Consider the following 18,903-nt stretch of genomic DNA (forward strand, 5'->3'; position numbering starts at 1 on the left):
GCATTTGTCTAATATGTTGGTATATCTTCGTTCAAAGGAAAATCAGCATAGTTAATTGGGCTCAACATGAACATGTACATCATACACCCCATGTTCATTCATCATCACTTTTTCTACATGTGTTGCAATATCATGTGCTTCTTTTATATCCAATGTGGAATTAACAAGAATCACAACATCGATGACTTCATTATTGCCATAATTTCTCCCTTTAATTTCTTTTATACCCTTGACCCCATTCACATTTGTAATGACATCTTTATAGAGATGGATTTTATTTTCATCGAATCCGTCTGAAAGCTCATGAGAGGATTGGCTGAATATTTCCCATGCTGTTTTGCATATTAAAAGCCCAACGATGATTGCCGTCAGCGGATCAAGCCATGGCATGTTTAGTTGGGAGCCGAAGATTCCGATAGCGGTTCCAATACTTACCCAAGCATCTGAAATATTGTCTTTCGAAGCGGCCATAACGGCTTTACTGTTAATTTTAAGAGCCAGCTTTTTATTATACCGATATACAAAATACATGGCGATTGCTGATAAAATTCCCACATACCCTGCCATGATGTCAGGCGACTCCTTGCCCCCGTCAAGCATGGACGAAATGGCATCGATCAATACCTGCACACCAACGGCAAACATGATGAATGATGCCACCATGGAGGCAATCGTTTCACTTTTCCAATGACCATATCCATGATCTTTATCGGGGGGTCTTTGGGCTAGCCTTAATCCAATCAATACGGCAATGGATGCGATAATATCAGTCGTATTATTCAAACCATCCGCTTTTAGAGCAGCTGAGTCACTTATGTATCCAATAACCAATTTTATAATAGATAGACAAATATAAGCAATGATACTAATGATTGCACCACGTTCGCCTAATTTGAGGTCATTATATTTCTGTTCTTCCATTCAACTTCCCCCCACAATTAAGTACTTGATTATCATACCAACTTAAAATTGGGTGGGTCTATAGCAACCTTTTTGTATCGTTTTATATATGTAAGCGCTAGGTAACTATGTTGGATGAAGCAAACTATCTGAAAAGAATAAATATAGTTTCTTTCATCAGCGGGTCAATAGATTTTAACAACAAAAAAAGGGCCGCTGCCGCAACCCGATCACTGATTCCCTAGGTATAGATAATTTTGTATGTGGGTTTGATCACACCGTTTGGATACTGCGTCATTTCAATTAAATCCAGTTTAAGCAAAGGCTTGACGCTGCCGAAAAGGGGGATGCCTTCCCCGATGATGATGGGGTTCACTTTCAGTACCAATCGATCGATGAGTTTATGCTTGATTAAATTCCCGGCAAGTTCGCCTCCGCCGCATAACCATAGCTTACCTTCCCCTTGCTGCTTGAGATTTTCAATGAATTCCACGGCATTTCCCTTGATGAGCTCCACTTCCTCGTTCGATTCGAACTGAAGGGAATTTGAGAAAATATAATGCTTCAGCCCCTTATAGCCAGGTTCACCCGGTTTTGCGCCGAAATGAAAGCCAAACTCATATGTTTTCCGCCCCATCAATACGGCGTCATATTGCTGAATTTCCGTTAAAAAATCCGGGACATGCTCTCCTTCGAATAAAAAGAGGGAATTACTGATATCTCCATCGATTATGCCTTGGTCCGCAATGAAATGGTCCAGCGATACTGCCACATGATAAATCAATTCAGCCACGTTAGACATCCCTCCGTATTTGTTCTGAAATCGTGATCTAAACACAAATCAATTCATTTAAATCTTCTGCTATGAAAACTAAGATCAAGTAGCCATTTTTATCATCTTTTTAATCAGATCTTCATTTGGTTCGATGTCCATCAGCATACTTAGGCACTTATTCAATCTAAGGAATTCCGGGATCATCTTTCCCATCGTTTTCATGATTTCACTAGGATTGCGATCGCTGCCCCATTCATTTAAGAGGTTTAATTTCTTTTCATCCAATTTACTTCTTTTTCCTTCCATTTTCGTCCATGCTCCATAGGAGCCGTCTAAATGCTCCCCCATTTCCATATACCAGCCATGGACGATGTGCCAGCGCACTTTATCGAGATTAGATCGTGCATATAATCTCTCCCCCCTCATAACAGCTCGGTATGTTTCATGGATAAAAGCAAGCAGTTTCCCCCGCCAAAGTTCCACTTCCTCCACTGTAGACTTGTAAGCAATCTCTGCCGATGCCTCAACAACCTGACTCACGATATTAAAGGGATCATGGCGGATTTCAATTTCCTTCATCCAGATGGAAGGTACAACTTCCTCAGGTGAATGATACCAGCTATCGACTTTGACGAAGGTATCATAATGTGTGACGATATATGGTGAAGATGAATGGTGATCTTCATGAAAAGCGGCATTCCCCCAGCCATTGGCTCGTTGCATTTTTCCCTTTAAGTAAGCTGCTTTCCGCTCTCGGATGACAACCGTATGCAGATCGATATCAGAGTAATCATCAAAGTTCCCTTTCGCTAATGACCCCGAAAGGTATATGGCCAAAACATCCCGGTCAGCCGATAGGTCCTTTATTGCATGAAGCAACAAAATATCACGATGCTTGGGCAAATAGGAGTCTCTTTCCAAATGTTCACTGAAGAATCCCACACATAAAACCATCTCCTTTTTTTAACAAACCTTCAAAGTACTATATTCGTTCCAAAATAAATACTCTCCTTCCCCCTCTTGCATAATGGACCAAACATATCTTGAACTCCACGCCCCACCCCATTGCTTGGTTTGCCGGCTTCTGAATGTCCCTATCCCTGCATATCCTGATAGGATATGATTTTAAAAAAGTCAGTTAAAGGGGGAAATCCATTGATGTTTTTTGCAAATACACCCGAACCGCCTTACTACGCTTGTATTTTTACGTCAAACAGAAGTGAAGGAGATGCGGCAGGCTACGATTCAACCGCTGATTTCATGGTTGAGCTTGCCTCTCAGCAAGAAGACTTTTTAGGAGTAGAGAGCGTAAGGGATCAAAACGGTTCAGGAATCACCGTATCTTATTGGAAATCCCAGGATTCAATCAAGCGCTGGAAGGAAAATGCTTTACACAAAAAAGCTCAGGAAAAAGGCATGAAAGACTGGTATTCCTCTTATTCCGTACGTATTTGCAAGGTTGAAAGAGAGTACCGCAACAAGTGAGAAAACTTAGGACCTCGTTCCGGCATCAAGTTCATAAAAAAGACCGCTTTACAGCGGTTTTAAAAAAAAGCATGGATTTGTTTCATGACGTTAGATGATTTTCAAATCTTTTTTTATTAGGGAGTACATCAATAAATCATCAAATTTCCCACAAGTATATTCATAATGCCTAAGCAAGCCCTCTCTTTTAAAGCCTTGCTTTTCCACCAGTCTTTGGGATGGAATATTGGCGGGCTCGATTAAAGCCTCGATCCTTTCCAATTGAAAGTGATGATAGCCATACCTGACGACGGCTTCCAAGGCTTCACCTGCTATGCCTTTTCCCCAATGAGCTTGATTTAGTTCATAGCCAACTTCTGCCCGGAAATGTTTAGGGGCCCTATTCAAAAATCCACAGCTCCCGATCACCTTCCCGTTATCTTTCATCGTTATTCCCCATCTAATTCCTGTACCTTCTTTGCGGATGGACTGATACCAACCGATTTCCTCCCACACTTCATCGACTGTTTGGAAAGGCTCCAATCCCATATGCTTCACGACCTCGATATCAGTTAGATAGTCAAGCATATCACCTGCGTCCGCTTTTGTTGCTTCACGCAATATCAATCTTTTCGTCTCAATAACCGGGAATTCGTTTTCCATATTTCTCCTCCTCTGTTACCATACGCACCTTCCAAGCTACTGTATAGGATTTGCCTTCCAATATGTCTCTTTCTTACGACCGTCAAAATAATTATCCATATATTAACATAATCCCACTTATTTTTGAGAACCCAAAAGTTGAATTTCTTCACGGATATAGCGATTTTTTGATTCCTTAATGCCTTCAGTTTCAGCCGCTTCACAGCTTATATAGAACTTAAGTGTCATTATCTTCCTGATATCAACAGGTCGAATAGGCCTTTTTTACCTATCCTTAATAAGTTAACAAGAAGATAAGCAAACTAAATGATATTGCGGTATAAATCTTCTTTCCTTACATAATTCGTTAAAGATATCAGGATGACATAAGGAATAACAATATAGCGGCTATTCAAATAGTGCTTTATCTAATTGTAATGGGGTGCATGTTTTATGAAAATGAAAAAAGCATTTATTGGTCTAACACTATTATTCATGATTGTTCCCGGCATTGCCAATTCGGCAAACTCCATACATCCCGATGCTGAAAATGATCGAGGCACGATCCTGGCTGATTGGAAATTCACAAGACAGCATGTCAAAAGTGGTTCAATCGATAAAGGAAACTTAATGATCGAGGATACAAGCAAGCACGGAAACGATCTGGAGATGGCAACCATCGGGGATGCTGCCTCCCCTGAATTAAAAGGATTGATTCAATGGTCTGAAGAAGATTATCATGATCGTGAAGGGGTGGATAGCCTAAAATTCGCTAATCAGGAAAACGGGCCTTCAGGACGATACTTCAAAACCAAGAAAAACGCACCGATCAATTCAGAGAAATTCGATAATGGATTCACAATCGAAGCTATTTTTAAATTACCAGCTAAAACTAAAACCAACAATGGGTTAGGACTTTTCTCCAGGCAAGGAAAAGCGGTCGACCTTAATAAAATGGACGGCGACAAGAAACTTCTTTCTGCCCTTACTTTATCAAGCGATCAAAAAATACATTGGACAAGCCACCCTTCCAATCTAACTTATAATGTAAGCAATTGGTCAAGAGCGTTAAATGCGGATGAATGGTACCACTTGGCTGTAGTCAATGATGGCAGCGCGACCACCTTGACTTTAAATAGCATAAGTGATTACGGAGAATCGGAAAAGGCTATAGGCATTGCGGGATTGACTGGGAAGGGCTGGAACATCGGAGCATCCGAATGGAGCAATAAATTGGATAAACTATTTGCGGGGAATATCGAGGAAATCCGGATCGCCAATAAAGCATTGACTGAAAAAGAATGGCTTGTGAAGGATCCCCGTGACGATGATCCCTTCGAAGGCTCTAATAAATCAATGCCCCTTTTGACGAATAAAAAAAATTATAATTTCGTTTTCATTCCTGATACTCAGAAATATTCAAGCCAAAACCCAGAGATTTTCAATAGCCAGATGAATTGGATTTCCAAGAACACGAAGAAGAACCATATCATCATGAATTCATTCGTAGGTGACATTGTCGATAGTGATACGGAAAAACAATGGCAAAACTCACTTTCAGCCATTTCGAAATTGGATAAGCAGCACATCCCCTATATGATGGCGGCAGGAAATCATGATTATGCGGCCGGAAACCCATTCCTAACACACTATGGACCGCACCGTTTTCAAAATAAAGCATACTATAAGGGCTCATCCCAATCCGGGTACAGCTCCTTTGCAATCGTTAAGGCCGGTAGTTATCAATACTTGGTCTTGATCGTTGATATGAAAAACCTTCATAAAGACTTGCAATGGGCGGAAGGTGTCCTCGATCAGCATCAGGATAAACCGACAATCCTCGTTTCACATGATATCATTTTCCCTGATGTGATTAATAACGAAACCATCGCCGCTGAATCGGCCAATGGCCGGCTGATATGGAAAGAACTCGTAAAGGATCATAATCAAGTTTTCATGACGGTCAATGGACATTATTTCGGCATTGCTCATCAAGTAAAGAAAAACAGAGCGGGGAATGATGTCATTCAAATGGTGGTCAATTATCAATCGGATTATCGTGGCGGGAATGGCTGGCTAAGACTTGTCGAATTCAATGAAAAGAAAAACCAATTGTTTTTCCGTACCTATTCCCCATATGTAGACGAAATGACTAAAAAGGAAAGAACCTATATTGATTATAAGTTTTTAACAGGTGCAAATAACTCATTTATTTTGGATTGGGATTTCAAACGGCGTTTCACCTTTAAATGAGCCCTATCCCCAGACATCCGTTAAAGAAGGAGAGCATGTTTAACCAAAACATGCTCTTCCTTCAATTTGCTAGTGACCAAAAGAGGGACTACTCATGTCTAATGCTCGAGCAGGCACCCCTATTTGAATCATTTATCTGTCCATTTCTTGATCGTATTCGTCGTAATCCGGCTGAAACTCCGAATCATTTCCCCAAACCATAATCCTGTCAAATAATCACGGTTACCTTAATTCTTCCAGTAGTCCGTTATGGCCAGTCCATCATAAACATGATCCCACATGGAATCATCATTAGGGCTTTGGCTTGGAACCTGTGTCGTACAAATCCCGTCAATTCCCCAGTCGATTTCCTTAACACTCGGTATATCTGCTATTGGATCAAGGAACAGGATGTTACATTTTCCAGGTGTCATACCTGCTAAGATAGATCGCAATTCAAGTGCTTCCGGAATGCTTACTGCCCCCCACCGGATAAATAGAACGGATTGGCTGTTTGCAAGTATTTCAATGAATTTTCTTATTCGGTCATTAAGCTTTTCCTTATAGGCGGGGTAAAGTTGTCTCCAATCCTGCTCCTCAATGATTGGGAAATCGTGTACCGAGATAATATTATACGTGCTATCCTGAATAAAATGCGCGTTTTGCTTCTTCCTGCCCTCGTCCGCAAATACGGCATCTCCATCATCAAGATACGCGGCAACACCATCTATACGCTGCATTTGCTTAATGTCCATAAACCCATCAAATCCGTTCTTCAACAATTTGTTTACATCGGATAATGAATTAGATACGACCCAATCAAGCGGGAATGAAAACCTCCTTAAATTATGCCGCCTTAAATTAAGTGAAGGACCGCACCAACTGCCCAAACTTATTATGACATCATATTTCCCTTTAATATCTTGTAATTTCAAGTCAGCCATCCTCTCTATTATTTTCCCTTCATTCACCGAGCATTCTCAAGGATGTTAGTGTCCGTTTATTCTAATCCCCCTTCTTTTCCTCTTTGTTCAGGTATTATATAGACAATCCAGCCATAACGATGCTTAAGCTCATCTGCCATCAGCTCTGCCGTTTCCATGTCAGTAAATGTGCCTGTTATTAAACGAAACCGAGCTTCTTTTGGACCACTGTTTTTATCTCCATTCTTGCATTCTTCCTTTATTTGCTTGTCCCTCCTTTTTATATCTTATGAATCCTGCTTGAATACTGTATACTACAGAGCAGTCCTTGACAGCCCATTTTAAGTCCATGACAAAAAAAGAAGCCGCAATCGACATGCAGCTTCCAAAATGCAGACAAACCCCTTGGATACCAAAGTTTGTCTGCTTTTTTTAGGTTCAAGTTGAACGGGACCTCCTCGCACCTGACCAATCGAATTTGTTTATCTTTCTAGATGGATTCCATTCAGCAAGACTTTTCGTATAATTCCAGAGGCAAATCATCGGGATCACAAAAGAACGTAAATCTTTTTCCGGTTATCTCGTCAACCCGGATGGGTTCGACAGAAATATTCTCTTTGCATAACTCTTCGACCGCTTGATCAATATCCTCCACTTCAAAAGCCAAATGCCTTAGCCCGCTTGCTTCGGGATAACTTTGTCTTAAGGGACTTTCCGGAAAGGAGAACAATTCCAACTGATATTCCCCCCCGACCAGTAAATCCAATTTATACGACTTTCTTTCTGCACGATAGGTTTCCTTCTTAATTTCACACCCTAGGATATTTACATAGAATTTTTTTGATTTCTCATAATCCGTGCATATGATTGCTACATGATGGATTTTCTTTACCTTCATTTGCTTCCTCCAATAAGTTTCGTTTTATGAATTTGCTTTTTTTAGGGATCACCCTATCAGCCTAGTATCTTCTTCTATATTTATCACTTGAAACCCTTTATGCAAAGGACGCTTTCATGAAGCAAAGAACACTAATTTCACAATTAGGGAAATATTCATTAGCTTTGAAATACTCTTTGGCCATAGCGTTCTGTTTCAATAAGATGCAAGCAGTATAAACATGATTGTTTTACGGTGATACTAGTCCCGGCTGGAAATTAGGCAGCCCAAATTCATTGTCCATCTTTGTCCATGTAGGACATAATCTTTATTTTTACATATTTTATAGTGTACCTAAAAGGGAGGATTTTCGGAATGTATAACTATAACTACGCCTTTCATCAAAACAATGTACCATATTATTACGATAATTATTATGCTAATATGCCTTATCATTACGCAGAAAGAGTGCAATCTTTAGTACCTACTGCAACGATACAAAGTCATTTAAAAGCAGGCCGCCAAGGGCATTGTTTCAGGGGGTTTTGGGGAAATTCGACACACACATTCATTTTGATGGGGTTTAACACCACAACTGGCATGGTTCAAATCCTTGAGGATGGTTTGCCAAACGAGGTTCATCACAATGATATCGTTGGATTACAATATTTAGGTCTACAATGTCCGCCTGTACAACAACCCGGACAGCAGGGTGGACAGCAAGGCGGACAGCAGGGTGGACAGCAAGGCGGACAGCAGGGCGGACAGCAGGGCGGACAGCAGGGGCAGCCTTTCCCAGGGTTTCCTGGTGGGCAGCAAGGTGGGCAAAACTGTATTTTTTATAATGGAAAATGGTACTGCTCCTAATAATTGAAGAAAGCTATCATTCACTTTTTTTGATGTAGCTAGGAGAAATATGTGACGTAGCTATCGAGATCCAATCTTCATCCGGATCTCCATGGTTGCTTTGTTTTGATGCCAATGATCACATCATCCATACATTTCCCCACCCTTTTCTTACTGCCAGACGTTTGGAGGAAGAATTGGGAGGATATCCTGTTACATGATCGTATATTTAATTTTAAAAATAACGAAACTGTCTGAATTTCCCTTCCCTGCTATTTTCCACTATAATCATGAATTTACTTTATACTTAAGATTGATTCGATTTACGGAGGAGGTAAAGATATGAATTCCCAGCGAGTTGATGTTGTATATTCATTACTATTTGATGCGGCCACAAGTAAAATACTGATGGTATTCAATAAGAAAGGCACTTGGACATTGCCAGGAGGGGGAGTTGAAGCCGGGGAGACTTTGGCAGAAGCGGCTATAAGAGAAGTCAAGGAAGAAACCGGGTATGACATTGAAGTCGGCAATATTGTAGCTTTGAATGAGAGTCTCATAGATGAAAAGCATGTATTCTTTTTTACTTATCTTGGATACATCGTAACTCGGCCTAAGGAAATTCCACATGAAGAAAATATTATGAAAGTTGAATGGATGGACTTGGAAAAGGCAGACCGCCTAATGCCTTATTATCCAGAAGGGGTTTCAAAGCTCATTAACGAATCTGGAGCAAGTTATATTTTGCAACAAAATAAAATTTGAGGAAATTCTGATCGTGAAAAATATGATAACCGTTTCCATTCCTTTTGAGTATGTTGAAAGTCAACCCTATTAAGATTGAGATGAACAGTATTAACGATACATAAGTACATAATTTCAAGAAAATGGCGCATCGTTAATACTGTGACCAGCAGAAGGAACACTTTTTGTGCAGGTCTAGCTGTTTGACGGATTCAAAGTGGATAAGTGCTGTTTATATGCCGTTATTTTCTTATCAAGCATTGCTTCAGTGACTTTCAATGTTTCAATCTGGGCTTCGATGCTTCGGCGATGGTTCTCTAATAGATTCAAGCGGTCCATCGATGTATGGTCTCCTTCTTTGAACAATTGGGTATATTTTTTTATTTGTTCGATGGGCATTTGCGTTTCCCTCAGTTTTTTTACAAACTCCATCCATTTAAGGTGTGAATCGGTATATTGCCTGATTCCTTGAGCATTTCTTTCCGGTGTTATGATTTCTTCTTTTTCGTAATAGCGTAAGGCATGTGTGCTTATTCCAAGCTTTTGCCCCACTTCACTTATCGTGTAAATAAAAAACACCTCATCATGACTAATTGTTGACTTAGAGTGAACTCTAAGTAATACAATGACATCCTATCATAAATTAATGGAGGTATACACATGAAATATACGGTTATCACGGGAGCAAGCTCCGGTATTGGATATGAAGCTGCTTTAGCCTTTGCATCCCGAGGGAAAAATTTAGTTCTCGTTGCCAGGAGAAAACAAAATTTGGACGAACTAAAAACAAAAATAGAGCAAATGAATAAAGAATTGGATATCGTTGTTCATGCTGCCGATCTATCAATTACCGAGAACGTTTACGGACTATATGAAAGTCTCAAAGACCTCCAGATTGAAACATGGATCAACAATGCAGGTTTTGGAAACTTCGATAAGATCGGAGAGCAAAGGCTGCCGAAAATCGAGAAAATGCTTCACCTGAATATTGAGGCCTTAACAATATTGTCCTCCCTTTACGTTCGTGACTATTCAAATACTGAGGGCACACAGCTTATCAATATCTCTTCAGGCGGCGGGTACACCCTTGTTGCAGATGCAATCACTTATTGCGCCACTAAATTTTATGTCAGCGCCTTTACAGAAGGGCTTGCTCATGAACTTAAAAGCCAAGGTGCTAAAATGCAAGCGAAGGTGTTGGCTCCAGCTGCAACTGAAACGGAATTTGCCAAACGCTCCTTTGATGTTGACGAATTCCATTATGATGCCACTTTACCGAAGTACCATACAGCAAAGGAAATGGCTGAGTTTTTGATTCAGCTGCATGAACATGACAAAGTGGTTGGAATTGTAAATGGACAAAGCTATGAGTTTGAACTTAAAGATCCCCTTTTCCCATATGCTTCTCGAACAACGAATGCCAATTCCTAAAACTTGAGATCCATCCCCCTAATTAACGCGTTGTCCCAATGCGTTAATTAGGGGGATGTTCTTCTTAATGGGATACGTTACAGTTGAGCTTTTTCAGGTAAAATACCCCGCTTATCGGTTTTCTGGATAACGTTCCTTTTCGTCTTAAACATAATGATTCCCGCTACCATGATTCCGATACCGAACAATTTATTCATGGTAAAAGGAGCCGTCTCAAACCCGAACCAGCCATACGTGTCGATAACAACCGCCATAATGAGCTGGGCGACAAGTACAATGGAGATCGCATATGCCGGGCCTAAAAGCCGGATCGCCTGCATGATGCAATAGACGAGCATGACACCCAAGACCCCACTTGATAGATAAAGCTTGTTTACATGACCGAGCGCCAACAGGCTCGTATCATCCATGATCATAAACATGGTGAACGATGATACGAAACCAAGTCCCAGCACGAGTGTGGTTGTCGCCCAAGAACCTACCTTTTCACTCACTTGGGCATTAAAGACCGTTTGCAGACTGATGAAGACCCCTGCAATAACTCCAAACAAAATTCCTTGCATGCATGTATCCTCCGATCTCATTCATAAATATTGCCATCTGCCCTTTCCCGGAGCATCGGCAAGTCTTCAATATACAGGGACCCTTGCCTCCGTTCGATGATTCCTTCTTCACACAATTTATGAATGACACGATTTAAGTGCCGATAGCTGGTACCTATGAGATCAGCAATTTCCATTAGATTGGACGTGCCCATTTCCTTATGGAACATGGAGCCGTCCCCTTCCGAGGAAAGAGACAATAGGTAGCTTGCCAGACGTGTCTCGACTGGATGAAGCCTGTTCAAACTAGCAGCATGGGATTCCGTGTAAAACTTTTGGGTAATGATCTCCAACAAAAAGTTCAGAAACTCCGCGCGGTTGGATTCCATCGCCCTTACCTCATCAAAATGAATGCAAAGGACCATTCCTTCACTGACTGCTTCGACAGTATGGAGGACGGGCATCCCCTTTACATATTCCACATCGCCGAAAAGCGCCAATGGTGTTTTGAACCGAACGATCCATGCTTTTCCTTCCGGAGAAGTGGTAAAGATCTTCACCTTTCCCTTCACCAGGAAATACATGTGCTGAATATCTTCACCTCTTGCACACAAAATTTCTCCCTTTTTGAATTGGTAAAGAGATATTTTTTTCTTCATTCCCTCCGAAAAAACCCTATTCAGCTGAAATTGATCGAGATATTCAAGAATCCGGCGGCCATCATTTATTTTTTTCAATGTACATCACCTTTTTACCATTTAAATAGGATTACCCCCACTAACATCATAGCCATTCCAATCACTTGTTGAAATGACACCTTATGCTTGATCATACCGAATAGTCCCTTAGTGTCTATAAGGAATGCACAAAGAAGCTGTGCAATTAAAATCGTGGCGATTGCAAGAGACATGCCCAGCACATTTATCGATGTCATTTCCCCGAACACGATCACGACCCCGAGAATGCCTCCAAGCAAATAAAAATAAGGAACCTCACGAAAGCCCTCCGCTCTGCCATCCCGGGCAATTAAATAAATGATGATCGACAAGATAAATCCGACTAGATGGACAATCGCAGTCGTGTGCCAACCGCTAATGTCCTCGCTCATTCTTGAATTAAACACCCCCTGCAACGAAATGAATATACCGGCAATAATCGAAAATAGTATCCCTTTCACCCTTCCTCCTCCTTTCTGGATTGCTTGTACTCATTAAAATACAGAACTGGAGCTTCGCGAAAGGACATATGTCCCTTATGATATTTATGTTCCCTATATATCCTTCCTATACATTGCCAAACAGCACCTCCCGGAGGTTCTCGGTCAACTAGGTTTTTCTGCAATTCATATGCTCTTTTTTTTAAAAAAGATACTTGGTTGCTTTTCACAAGTAATGCGGAATGGTTGACTTCTCTCCAAACAACCTCAATCGTTTCGTATTTATAACGAGGATCTTTACGAAAAGAGCCTAAAAAAGAGCCCTTCCTTACGATAAGCGATTTACATCGCCTCCCATAGGGAAGAAGCTCCATTATTTATTTACGTAGTCCGTTATTTCGGTGAACGGACGATTAAGCAGTTGTTTTCACCCTTCAGAAAAAGGCTTTTATACTGCTGTATAACCGCCATCGACAATAAGGCTTGTGCCTGTGACAAATGATGCATCATCACTTGCAAGAAAGAGAACTGCTTTAGCCACTTCCTCGGCTTTGCCCAACCGGCCGATCGGATGTAAATCGATCAAATCTTGCCTTAAGTCACCCTGTGCTGCCGCAATGAGCGGTGTATCAATATACCCTGGGCAAACGGCATTGACGCGTATCCCTTCTTTGGCATAAGTCGTACCTAAAGTTTGGGTTAGTAGCTTGACCCCGCCCTTTGCAGCGGAATACGCCGTTACCCCAGGTTTTCCGGCATGGCTATGGATGGAGCCTGTATTGACGATGGCTCCGCCTGTCCCTTGTTTTTGCATTTGCTGTATCGCATATTTATCTGAAAGGAAGACGCCTGATAAATTGATATCAATCGTTTTTTGCCATTGCTCATAGCTCAACTCATGGATGTTTCCATCCCTTGCAATACCCGCATTCGCAAACATGATATCCAGCTTCCCGTATTGGCTGACGGTTTTTTCAATCATATTCTTTATGTCCGGTTCACTCGTCACATCGGTTTTGACAAAAAGAGTATCGTACCCTTTTCCATTTAACTCATCAGATACTGCTTGTCCATGATCAGCAAAGTCAGCAATGACAACCTTTGCACCCTCTGCTGCAAATAATTGCGCCGTGCTGGCCCCAATCCCACTCGCTCCGCCGGTTACGATTGCCACTTTATCTTGTAATCTCATTCCAAACACTCCTTCGGTTTTAGTTTCTTTCCACTGCAGCGGCAGCCCCTTAGCGAGCTGTCGCTCCGCCATCAATCACAAATTCCGTGCCGGTCGTATAGGAAGATTCATCGGAAGCAATGAAAAGCACCGTATTCGCCACGTTTTTGACAGTGCCCAGATGTCCTAACGGAAATTCTTTACCCAATTCATCTTTTGAGCTGCCCGTTTGCTCTGAAGCATAGTCTGCCATCCCGGTATCGATATATCCTGGATGAATCGAATTCACTCTGACTCCCGTTGAAGCATATTCGATGGCAGCGTCTTTTGTCATGACCCGGACCGCCCCCTTGCTTGCTCCGTAAAGAACATGTCCCGGCGCCCCGATCAAGCCTGCAATGGATGATGCATTGATGACCGATCCTTTATTTTGTTTCGCCATCAATGGCATGATATGTTTCATTCCCAAAAACACGCCGGTCACGTTAATCGACATGAGCCGGTTCCATTCCTCAAGTTTAATCTCCGTAACCGGTTTAATGATATAAATGCCCGCATTATTGAATAGAACATCGACTTTCGCAAATGCATCAATCGTTTCCTTTGCAACCTTTTTCCAATCTTCTTCGCTGCTGACATCGTGGCGAATGAATATCGCTTCTCCTCCGATCGCTTGAATGTCCTTTACAGCTTGATCTCCGGAATCCTGGTTAATGTCAGTAATGACGATTTTTGCTCCTTCACTAGCGAATAATGAAGCGGTTTCTTTCCCGATGCCCGTTCCCCCGCCAGTAATGATAGCCACTTTGTTTTCAAGTCTTTTCATTTCATCAGATCCCCCTTTATTTTTTCCCATGCTCCAAATCCCGAAAAAATCTGGAATCCTCTTCCCTAGAGGTTTCCCTTGGCGATGAATCGTATACAAGCAATGAAAGCCGCGATAACCCTTTCAATGAAAGGGTTATGACCATTAATAAGCTTCCTTTAATAAGCTTCCTTGTATGTCCATATCTATATTTTACTCCTCATATTCTGAAATACTATCCTATAAAATGCTGTATAATAAGAAGATATCCCCCCCTTTTTATAGGGGTATTCAGTTATTGAGGAGAAGAACTTCCCATGACCCAATCCATCCATCCTTATGAAGAGATAACGTTTCAACAATTCGTGTTATTCATAAAAAGCCATAATAAGCAGATTGAAGAGAATATAAATATATACTTGAACCTGGAGCCATTCATCAATGAACCTGAACGAATCACGATTCAAACATTATTGGATTCATTCTTACTCTTTTTATCCTCTCAAAGCATCGAAGACATCAAGGATTCTCATGAAAACCATATCGACACGTGGCTACAATCGCATTTATCGATGATAAATGCGAATCATTTCAGCATGTTTCGGCTAATTTTTGAAAAAGCCATCGTCACCTTGATGGTCAATCTGAAACATACCCATACCATCTCCATCTTAATGTATCTATTTTCGATTTTCTCCCAGCTTATCCATAGCTTTAACAAATGGGATGCTGACAAGCCAAAGCAATATTCCAAAACCGAACAGGAAAATGCTGAACTTATCAGGCTGCGCTTACTGGACCAATTGGATGAACTTTTAATCCACTCAGCAGGCGTCAAGGATTTTGCCTATATCCTAAAAAAATGCGAAGAGTTCTTTCATTATAAAAGATGTGTTTTTTATGCTTATATCCCTTGGTCCAACCAATTCCACGGCACCATCGGGTTGGAACTTCCAAAGGTACAAAGCATGAGAGGCCAGCTAAGCGCAAAGCAGTCCTTGGTTTTCAATTCGAAAAAGCCTGTATTTCTAAAGGATCCGCATCCTTACATCAAAGAGGAGCATATAAGGTTATTCAACCTGTCCTCCGTCATTTTTGTACCGATCTTTCATGATCGGCAAGTGTTCGGTTGGCTGACATTCGATCAAATAGGGGTGGAATTCGATTATGTGAAAGAAGATCTCCTATTGCTCGAGCAGGTTGGAAAAAGGCTAGGTTTATATTTATCCAGGAAGGATGATGAGGTGATACAGGATACAGACCTCCAATTGACCGAACGGGAGTCCATGATTTTGAACTTGCTTGCAGAGGGACATAACAATAAGAAAATGGCCGATTTATTGCAATTAAGCGAGCATACGATAAGGGACTACGTGAGCAGCTTAATGACGAAGTTCAAGGCTAAAAACCGAACTCAAGTCGTGGTTCATGGATTTCGCAATGGTCTCCTGAAATAATGCAAATGATTTATGAAAGCTGCTGCACATCTATCGGAAATAAAGCCCCCCCCCATTTTCAAACAATGGGGGAAGCTCGGAAACCGCTTCCCGCTTTCTGCACTCTCCAATAAAAAAAAGACCGGAATTTTCAAAACGGTCTTTGCTCCAAACCAATGATATTGACACATCCAAGCGATGATCCTGATTTTCTTATTGAAACTGTACGGAGCTATATGTTCAGGACATTATTCTTCATCATACATCGATAAAGTTTCCAATCAATAAATTGGATATTCGGTCTCCTTCCGCCCCTTTTATAATGCGAATGAAATGCGTGGATTCTTCCAAATTCTCCAGTACAATATAGAAGAAACTGGTCCTTTTCACAGAAGTATTCGCAGAATTCAGAACCGATTATATGGCGGATTAAAGATTCCAATTGGAAATCCATTCTAATTTTCATGTGTACTTTTTTATAAAAAGAAAAAAAGATAAAGAGGGAGAACAAATCATGGATGACTTGTTCCCCTCTTTATTAGCGTCCCTGGATATGCATGACAATGGAATGTGACGCGATTCAATTCTTTAATTCTTCTCTTTCTCTGAACTCTTTTCCTGCTGGTTTTTGATCCGTTATTTTAAAAGAAATGAGGAGGCTAATCAGTGAAAGTACAGCGATGACAATAAATGAGATTTGCGCGCCATACATATCAGGATGTATGATCTCGGGACGCGCTTGAGCATTTTCGGTAGCTGTTGTCATAACAGTTACAAGTATCGCTGTACCTACAGAAGCGGCAATCATTTTCATCGTATTATCCATAGCTGCACCATGAGCAATTAACCGTTTAGGAAGCTGGTTTAAGGCTGCCGTTGAAACAGGCATCATAACCATGGCCAATCCGAACATCCGAATGCTATACACGACCATAATAAATGTGAAGCTTGTCGAAGGACCAACATCCATATAAGTAAAGGAGGAAGCGGTTATGATGAGTAATCCACCCATAACCAACCACCTCGCCCCAATCCGATCAAAAATACGTCCAATGAATGGGGACAGTAATCCGGTAATGAGGGCTCCAGGGAGTATAGCTAACCCAGCTTCAAACGCAGTAAATCCGCGCATATTTTGCATAAATAGCGGGATGAGTGTTTCGGCTCCTATCAGCCCCATAAATGTAATGGCTCCAATAATGATAGCATACGGAAATAATGAATACGTGAACACTCGGAACTCCAGCATTGGATGCTTCAATCTCAATTGCCTTTTGATAAACCAAACAAGTGAAATCGTTCCAATGCCTAGGGATATGATCGTACTCCCGTCTGTCCAGCCATAATTACCTGCCGCTGTGAATCCATACAATAATCCACCGAAACCCATGGAAGATAAAACAATAGAGAGCACATCCACTTTTGGTCGTGTAACTTCTGTTACATTTTTTAAAGCGAAGTACGCAACGATGATATCAATAATAGCAACTGGAAGAATGATAAAGAATAATACCCTCCAAGAGTAGGTCTCCGTAACCCAGCCCGATAAAGCGGGACCAATAGCAGGGGCGAAGGAAATGACCAGCCCAACCAACCCCATAGCCGCACCCCGTTTTTGAACCGGGAAAATCATGAGGAAGACTGTTTGCATTAAAGGGAGCATGATACCGGCACCGCTCGACTGAATGATCCGTCCTAGAAGCAGCATCCCAAAACTAGGGGCTAGCCCCGCAACCAAGGTACCAATAGCAAAAATCCCCATGGCTGAAAGGAAGAGCTGCCTGGTGGTAAAGCGCTCCAGTAAAAACGCGCTCACAGGAATCATAATCCCATTAACCAGCATAAAAACGGTAGTTAGCCACTGTGCACTATTGGCTGTAATATCCATTTCCTTCATTACAGGTGGAATCGCGGTAATCATTAAGGTTTGATTCAAGAGCGCAATAAACGTACCCGCAAGCAACAGGGCAACAATTGTTGAATGTTTTCTATTTGTTAAATTCAATTATGGACCTCCTTTACGATTGGAAAAAAAACATACTTTTGTAGATTACATGAATTCACCTCAGGTAACCACCCATTTGCTGTTATACTAACCTGCCTCTTTTTAGTTCCATAAGAAAATAGCTGCCTTAAAGACAGCTTCCTTCAGTTAACACACCCTTTAGTTCCATTAAGGGATGACTACATGCTCCAATCCTTGGCTAACATACCGTAAACGATATGGTCAACATAATGGGTATACAGCCATTCTGCTTGTCTGATACAACCTTCATTAACAAAACCTAACCTTTCAGGAATCCCCCTGCTTTTCTGATTCTCCAAGGCAACCCTAACCTCCACTTTATCCAGTTTCAATTCTTTGAATGCATAATCAGTCAATGCCTTAGCCACCCTTGTCATCATTCCATTTCCTTGATATTCTTCTCCGAGCCAATAACCCATATATGCCGTTTTATTTGACCAATTTAATTGGTTATAACCTGCAACGCCAACAATTTGTCCCTTATGCATAATACCTGTATTGACGCTCTTGTTTTCAGCAAAATCTCTTAAACAAACCTGAATGAACCCTTTTGTATCTTCAAGTTCTTTTGTATGATCCAACCAAGGAAGCCATTCTCGCAGATATTCTCTGGATTTATTAGTTATTTCGAAAACTCTTTCTGCATCCTTTGCTTCCAACAGCTTCAATAAGAACTCCTCATCTATTTTATGTAAGAACATACTGAACCCCCTGGTCTTTCTATTGTAATGTTAAATCACTTGTTTATTGCGGAGCCACCCTGCCCCATAAAAAGAGCTGTCTTCAGCTAAAGCACCCGTTTGTCTAGAAGGATCAGGATTGCCACAGCACCCCCTTTTACATCTGAATCGGAACTGAATTAGCTCGGATCAGCATTTCGTCTATACCAATCCTCCAATGAGATCTCTCCAAGGGATTGCTCAAAATCCAATC

Annotated in this window: 20 protein-coding genes; 6 read left to right on the forward strand and 14 right to left on the reverse strand. The window is 41.3% G+C overall.

Going from position 1 to position 18,903, the window contains the following annotated elements:
• Positions 1 to 51: 51 nt before the first annotated feature.
• The 3 genes from AS888_RS08760 to AS888_RS08770 all read right to left on the reverse strand — a co-directional run bounded on the left by AS888_RS08760 (position 52) and on the right by AS888_RS08770 (position 2,617).
• Positions 52 to 921: a cation diffusion facilitator family transporter gene (locus AS888_RS08760; RefSeq protein WP_061141746.1), complete on the reverse strand. Its 870-nt coding sequence runs from the start codon at positions 919 to 921 to the stop codon at positions 52 to 54.
• A gap of 220 nt (positions 922 to 1,141) precedes the next feature.
• Complete coding sequence (locus tag AS888_RS08765; RefSeq protein ID WP_061141747.1) at positions 1,142 to 1,693, reverse strand: dihydrofolate reductase family protein; 552 nt, start codon at positions 1,691 to 1,693, stop codon at positions 1,142 to 1,144.
• A gap of 84 nt (positions 1,694 to 1,777) precedes the next feature.
• On the reverse strand, positions 1,778 to 2,617 hold the full coding sequence (locus tag AS888_RS08770; protein ID WP_061141748.1) for a nucleotidyltransferase domain-containing protein: 840 nt from the start codon (positions 2,615 to 2,617) through the stop codon (positions 1,778 to 1,780).
• A 213-nt stretch (positions 2,618 to 2,830) separates the two neighbouring features.
• Here AS888_RS08770 and AS888_RS08775 point away from each other — a divergent pair, with 213 nt between their 5' ends.
• The gene (locus AS888_RS08775; RefSeq protein WP_155645437.1) at positions 2,831 to 3,160 is read left to right on the forward strand and encodes an antibiotic biosynthesis monooxygenase family protein; all 330 of its coding nucleotides are present in this window, start codon (positions 2,831 to 2,833) and stop codon (positions 3,158 to 3,160) included.
• A 90-nt stretch (positions 3,161 to 3,250) separates the two neighbouring features.
• Here AS888_RS08775 and AS888_RS08780 read toward each other — a convergent pair whose 3' ends face one another.
• Positions 3,251 to 3,802, reverse strand: coding sequence for a GNAT family N-acetyltransferase (locus AS888_RS08780; protein ID WP_061141750.1), 552 nt, complete (start codon positions 3,800 to 3,802; stop codon positions 3,251 to 3,253).
• Between the two features lie 432 nt (positions 3,803 to 4,234).
• Here AS888_RS08780 and AS888_RS08785 point away from each other — a divergent pair, with 432 nt between their 5' ends.
• Positions 4,235 to 6,034 carry a LamG-like jellyroll fold domain-containing protein gene (locus AS888_RS08785; protein ID WP_061141751.1) on the forward strand — a complete coding sequence of 600 codons (1,800 nt, stop codon included), beginning with the start codon at positions 4,235 to 4,237 and terminating at the stop codon, positions 6,032 to 6,034.
• Positions 6,035 to 6,261: 227 nt separating this feature from the next.
• On the opposite strand, the gene AS888_RS08790 is transcribed toward AS888_RS08785, so the two are convergent.
• The gene (locus tag AS888_RS08790; protein WP_061141852.1) at positions 6,262 to 6,957 is read right to left on the reverse strand and encodes a DUF1796 family putative cysteine peptidase; all 696 of its coding nucleotides are present in this window, start codon (positions 6,955 to 6,957) and stop codon (positions 6,262 to 6,264) included.
• A 484-nt stretch (positions 6,958 to 7,441) separates the two neighbouring features.
• Positions 7,442 to 7,834 carry an SMU1112c/YaeR family gloxylase I-like metalloprotein gene (gene gloA2, locus AS888_RS08795; protein ID WP_061141752.1) on the reverse strand — a complete coding sequence of 131 codons (393 nt, stop codon included), beginning with the start codon at positions 7,832 to 7,834 and terminating at the stop codon, positions 7,442 to 7,444.
• Positions 7,835 to 8,188: 354 nt separating this feature from the next.
• Here gloA2 and AS888_RS08800 point away from each other — a divergent pair, with 354 nt between their 5' ends.
• Both AS888_RS08800 and AS888_RS08805 read left to right on the forward strand, forming a co-directional pair.
• Positions 8,189 to 8,680, forward strand: coding sequence for a hypothetical protein (locus tag AS888_RS08800; protein ID WP_061141753.1), 492 nt, complete (start codon positions 8,189 to 8,191; stop codon positions 8,678 to 8,680).
• A 321-nt stretch (positions 8,681 to 9,001) separates the two neighbouring features.
• The gene (locus AS888_RS08805; protein WP_061141754.1) at positions 9,002 to 9,424 is read left to right on the forward strand and encodes an NUDIX hydrolase; all 423 of its coding nucleotides are present in this window, start codon (positions 9,002 to 9,004) and stop codon (positions 9,422 to 9,424) included.
• Between the two features lie 174 nt (positions 9,425 to 9,598).
• Here the strand turns inward: AS888_RS08805 and AS888_RS08810 are convergent, their stop codons facing one another.
• Complete coding sequence (locus tag AS888_RS08810; RefSeq protein ID WP_061141853.1) at positions 9,599 to 9,973, reverse strand: MerR family transcriptional regulator; 375 nt, start codon at positions 9,971 to 9,973, stop codon at positions 9,599 to 9,601.
• 90 nt (positions 9,974 to 10,063) lie between these two features.
• On the opposite strand from AS888_RS08810, the gene AS888_RS08815 reads away from it, so the two are divergent.
• Positions 10,064 to 10,834 carry an SDR family NAD(P)-dependent oxidoreductase gene (locus AS888_RS08815; RefSeq protein WP_061141755.1) on the forward strand — a complete coding sequence of 257 codons (771 nt, stop codon included), beginning with the start codon at positions 10,064 to 10,066 and terminating at the stop codon, positions 10,832 to 10,834.
• 77 nt (positions 10,835 to 10,911) lie between these two features.
• Here AS888_RS08815 and AS888_RS08820 read toward each other — a convergent pair whose 3' ends face one another.
• The 5 genes from AS888_RS08820 to AS888_RS08845 all read right to left on the reverse strand — a co-directional run bounded on the left by AS888_RS08820 (position 10,912) and on the right by AS888_RS08845 (position 14,529).
• Positions 10,912 to 11,397: a DMT family transporter gene (locus tag AS888_RS08820; protein ID WP_061141756.1), complete on the reverse strand. Its 486-nt coding sequence runs from the start codon at positions 11,395 to 11,397 to the stop codon at positions 10,912 to 10,914.
• Between the two features lie 17 nt (positions 11,398 to 11,414).
• Positions 11,415 to 12,113 (reverse strand): Crp/Fnr family transcriptional regulator, encoded by a 699-nt coding sequence (locus AS888_RS08825; RefSeq protein ID WP_061141757.1) that lies wholly within the window; start codon positions 12,111 to 12,113, stop codon positions 11,415 to 11,417.
• A gap of 14 nt (positions 12,114 to 12,127) precedes the next feature.
• Positions 12,128 to 12,553: a DMT family transporter gene (locus AS888_RS08830; protein WP_061141758.1), complete on the reverse strand. Its 426-nt coding sequence runs from the start codon at positions 12,551 to 12,553 to the stop codon at positions 12,128 to 12,130.
• A 427-nt stretch (positions 12,554 to 12,980) separates the two neighbouring features.
• Positions 12,981 to 13,724: an SDR family NAD(P)-dependent oxidoreductase gene (locus AS888_RS08840; RefSeq protein WP_061141760.1), complete on the reverse strand. Its 744-nt coding sequence runs from the start codon at positions 13,722 to 13,724 to the stop codon at positions 12,981 to 12,983.
• Between the two features lie 49 nt (positions 13,725 to 13,773).
• On the reverse strand, positions 13,774 to 14,529 hold the full coding sequence (locus tag AS888_RS08845; protein ID WP_061141854.1) for an SDR family NAD(P)-dependent oxidoreductase: 756 nt from the start codon (positions 14,527 to 14,529) through the stop codon (positions 13,774 to 13,776).
• Between the two features lie 296 nt (positions 14,530 to 14,825).
• On the opposite strand from AS888_RS08845, the gene AS888_RS08850 reads away from it, so the two are divergent.
• Positions 14,826 to 15,965 carry a LuxR C-terminal-related transcriptional regulator gene (locus tag AS888_RS08850; protein ID WP_061141761.1) on the forward strand — a complete coding sequence of 380 codons (1,140 nt, stop codon included), beginning with the start codon at positions 14,826 to 14,828 and terminating at the stop codon, positions 15,963 to 15,965.
• A gap of 559 nt (positions 15,966 to 16,524) precedes the next feature.
• Here the strand turns inward: AS888_RS08850 and AS888_RS08855 are convergent.
• Together AS888_RS08855 and AS888_RS08860 are read right to left on the reverse strand one after the other, a co-directional pair.
• Complete coding sequence (locus tag AS888_RS08855; protein ID WP_061141762.1) at positions 16,525 to 17,949, reverse strand: DHA2 family efflux MFS transporter permease subunit; 1,425 nt, start codon at positions 17,947 to 17,949, stop codon at positions 16,525 to 16,527.
• Between the two features lie 179 nt (positions 17,950 to 18,128).
• On the reverse strand, positions 18,129 to 18,671 hold the full coding sequence (locus tag AS888_RS08860) for a GNAT family N-acetyltransferase (protein ID WP_061141763.1): 543 nt from the start codon (positions 18,669 to 18,671) through the stop codon (positions 18,129 to 18,131).
• Between the last annotated feature and the right edge of the window lie 232 nt (positions 18,672 to 18,903).

It is taken from the genome of Peribacillus simplex (genome assembly GCF_001542915.1).
Classification (GTDB): Bacteria; Bacillota; Bacilli; order Bacillales; family DSM-1321; genus Peribacillus; species Peribacillus simplex_B.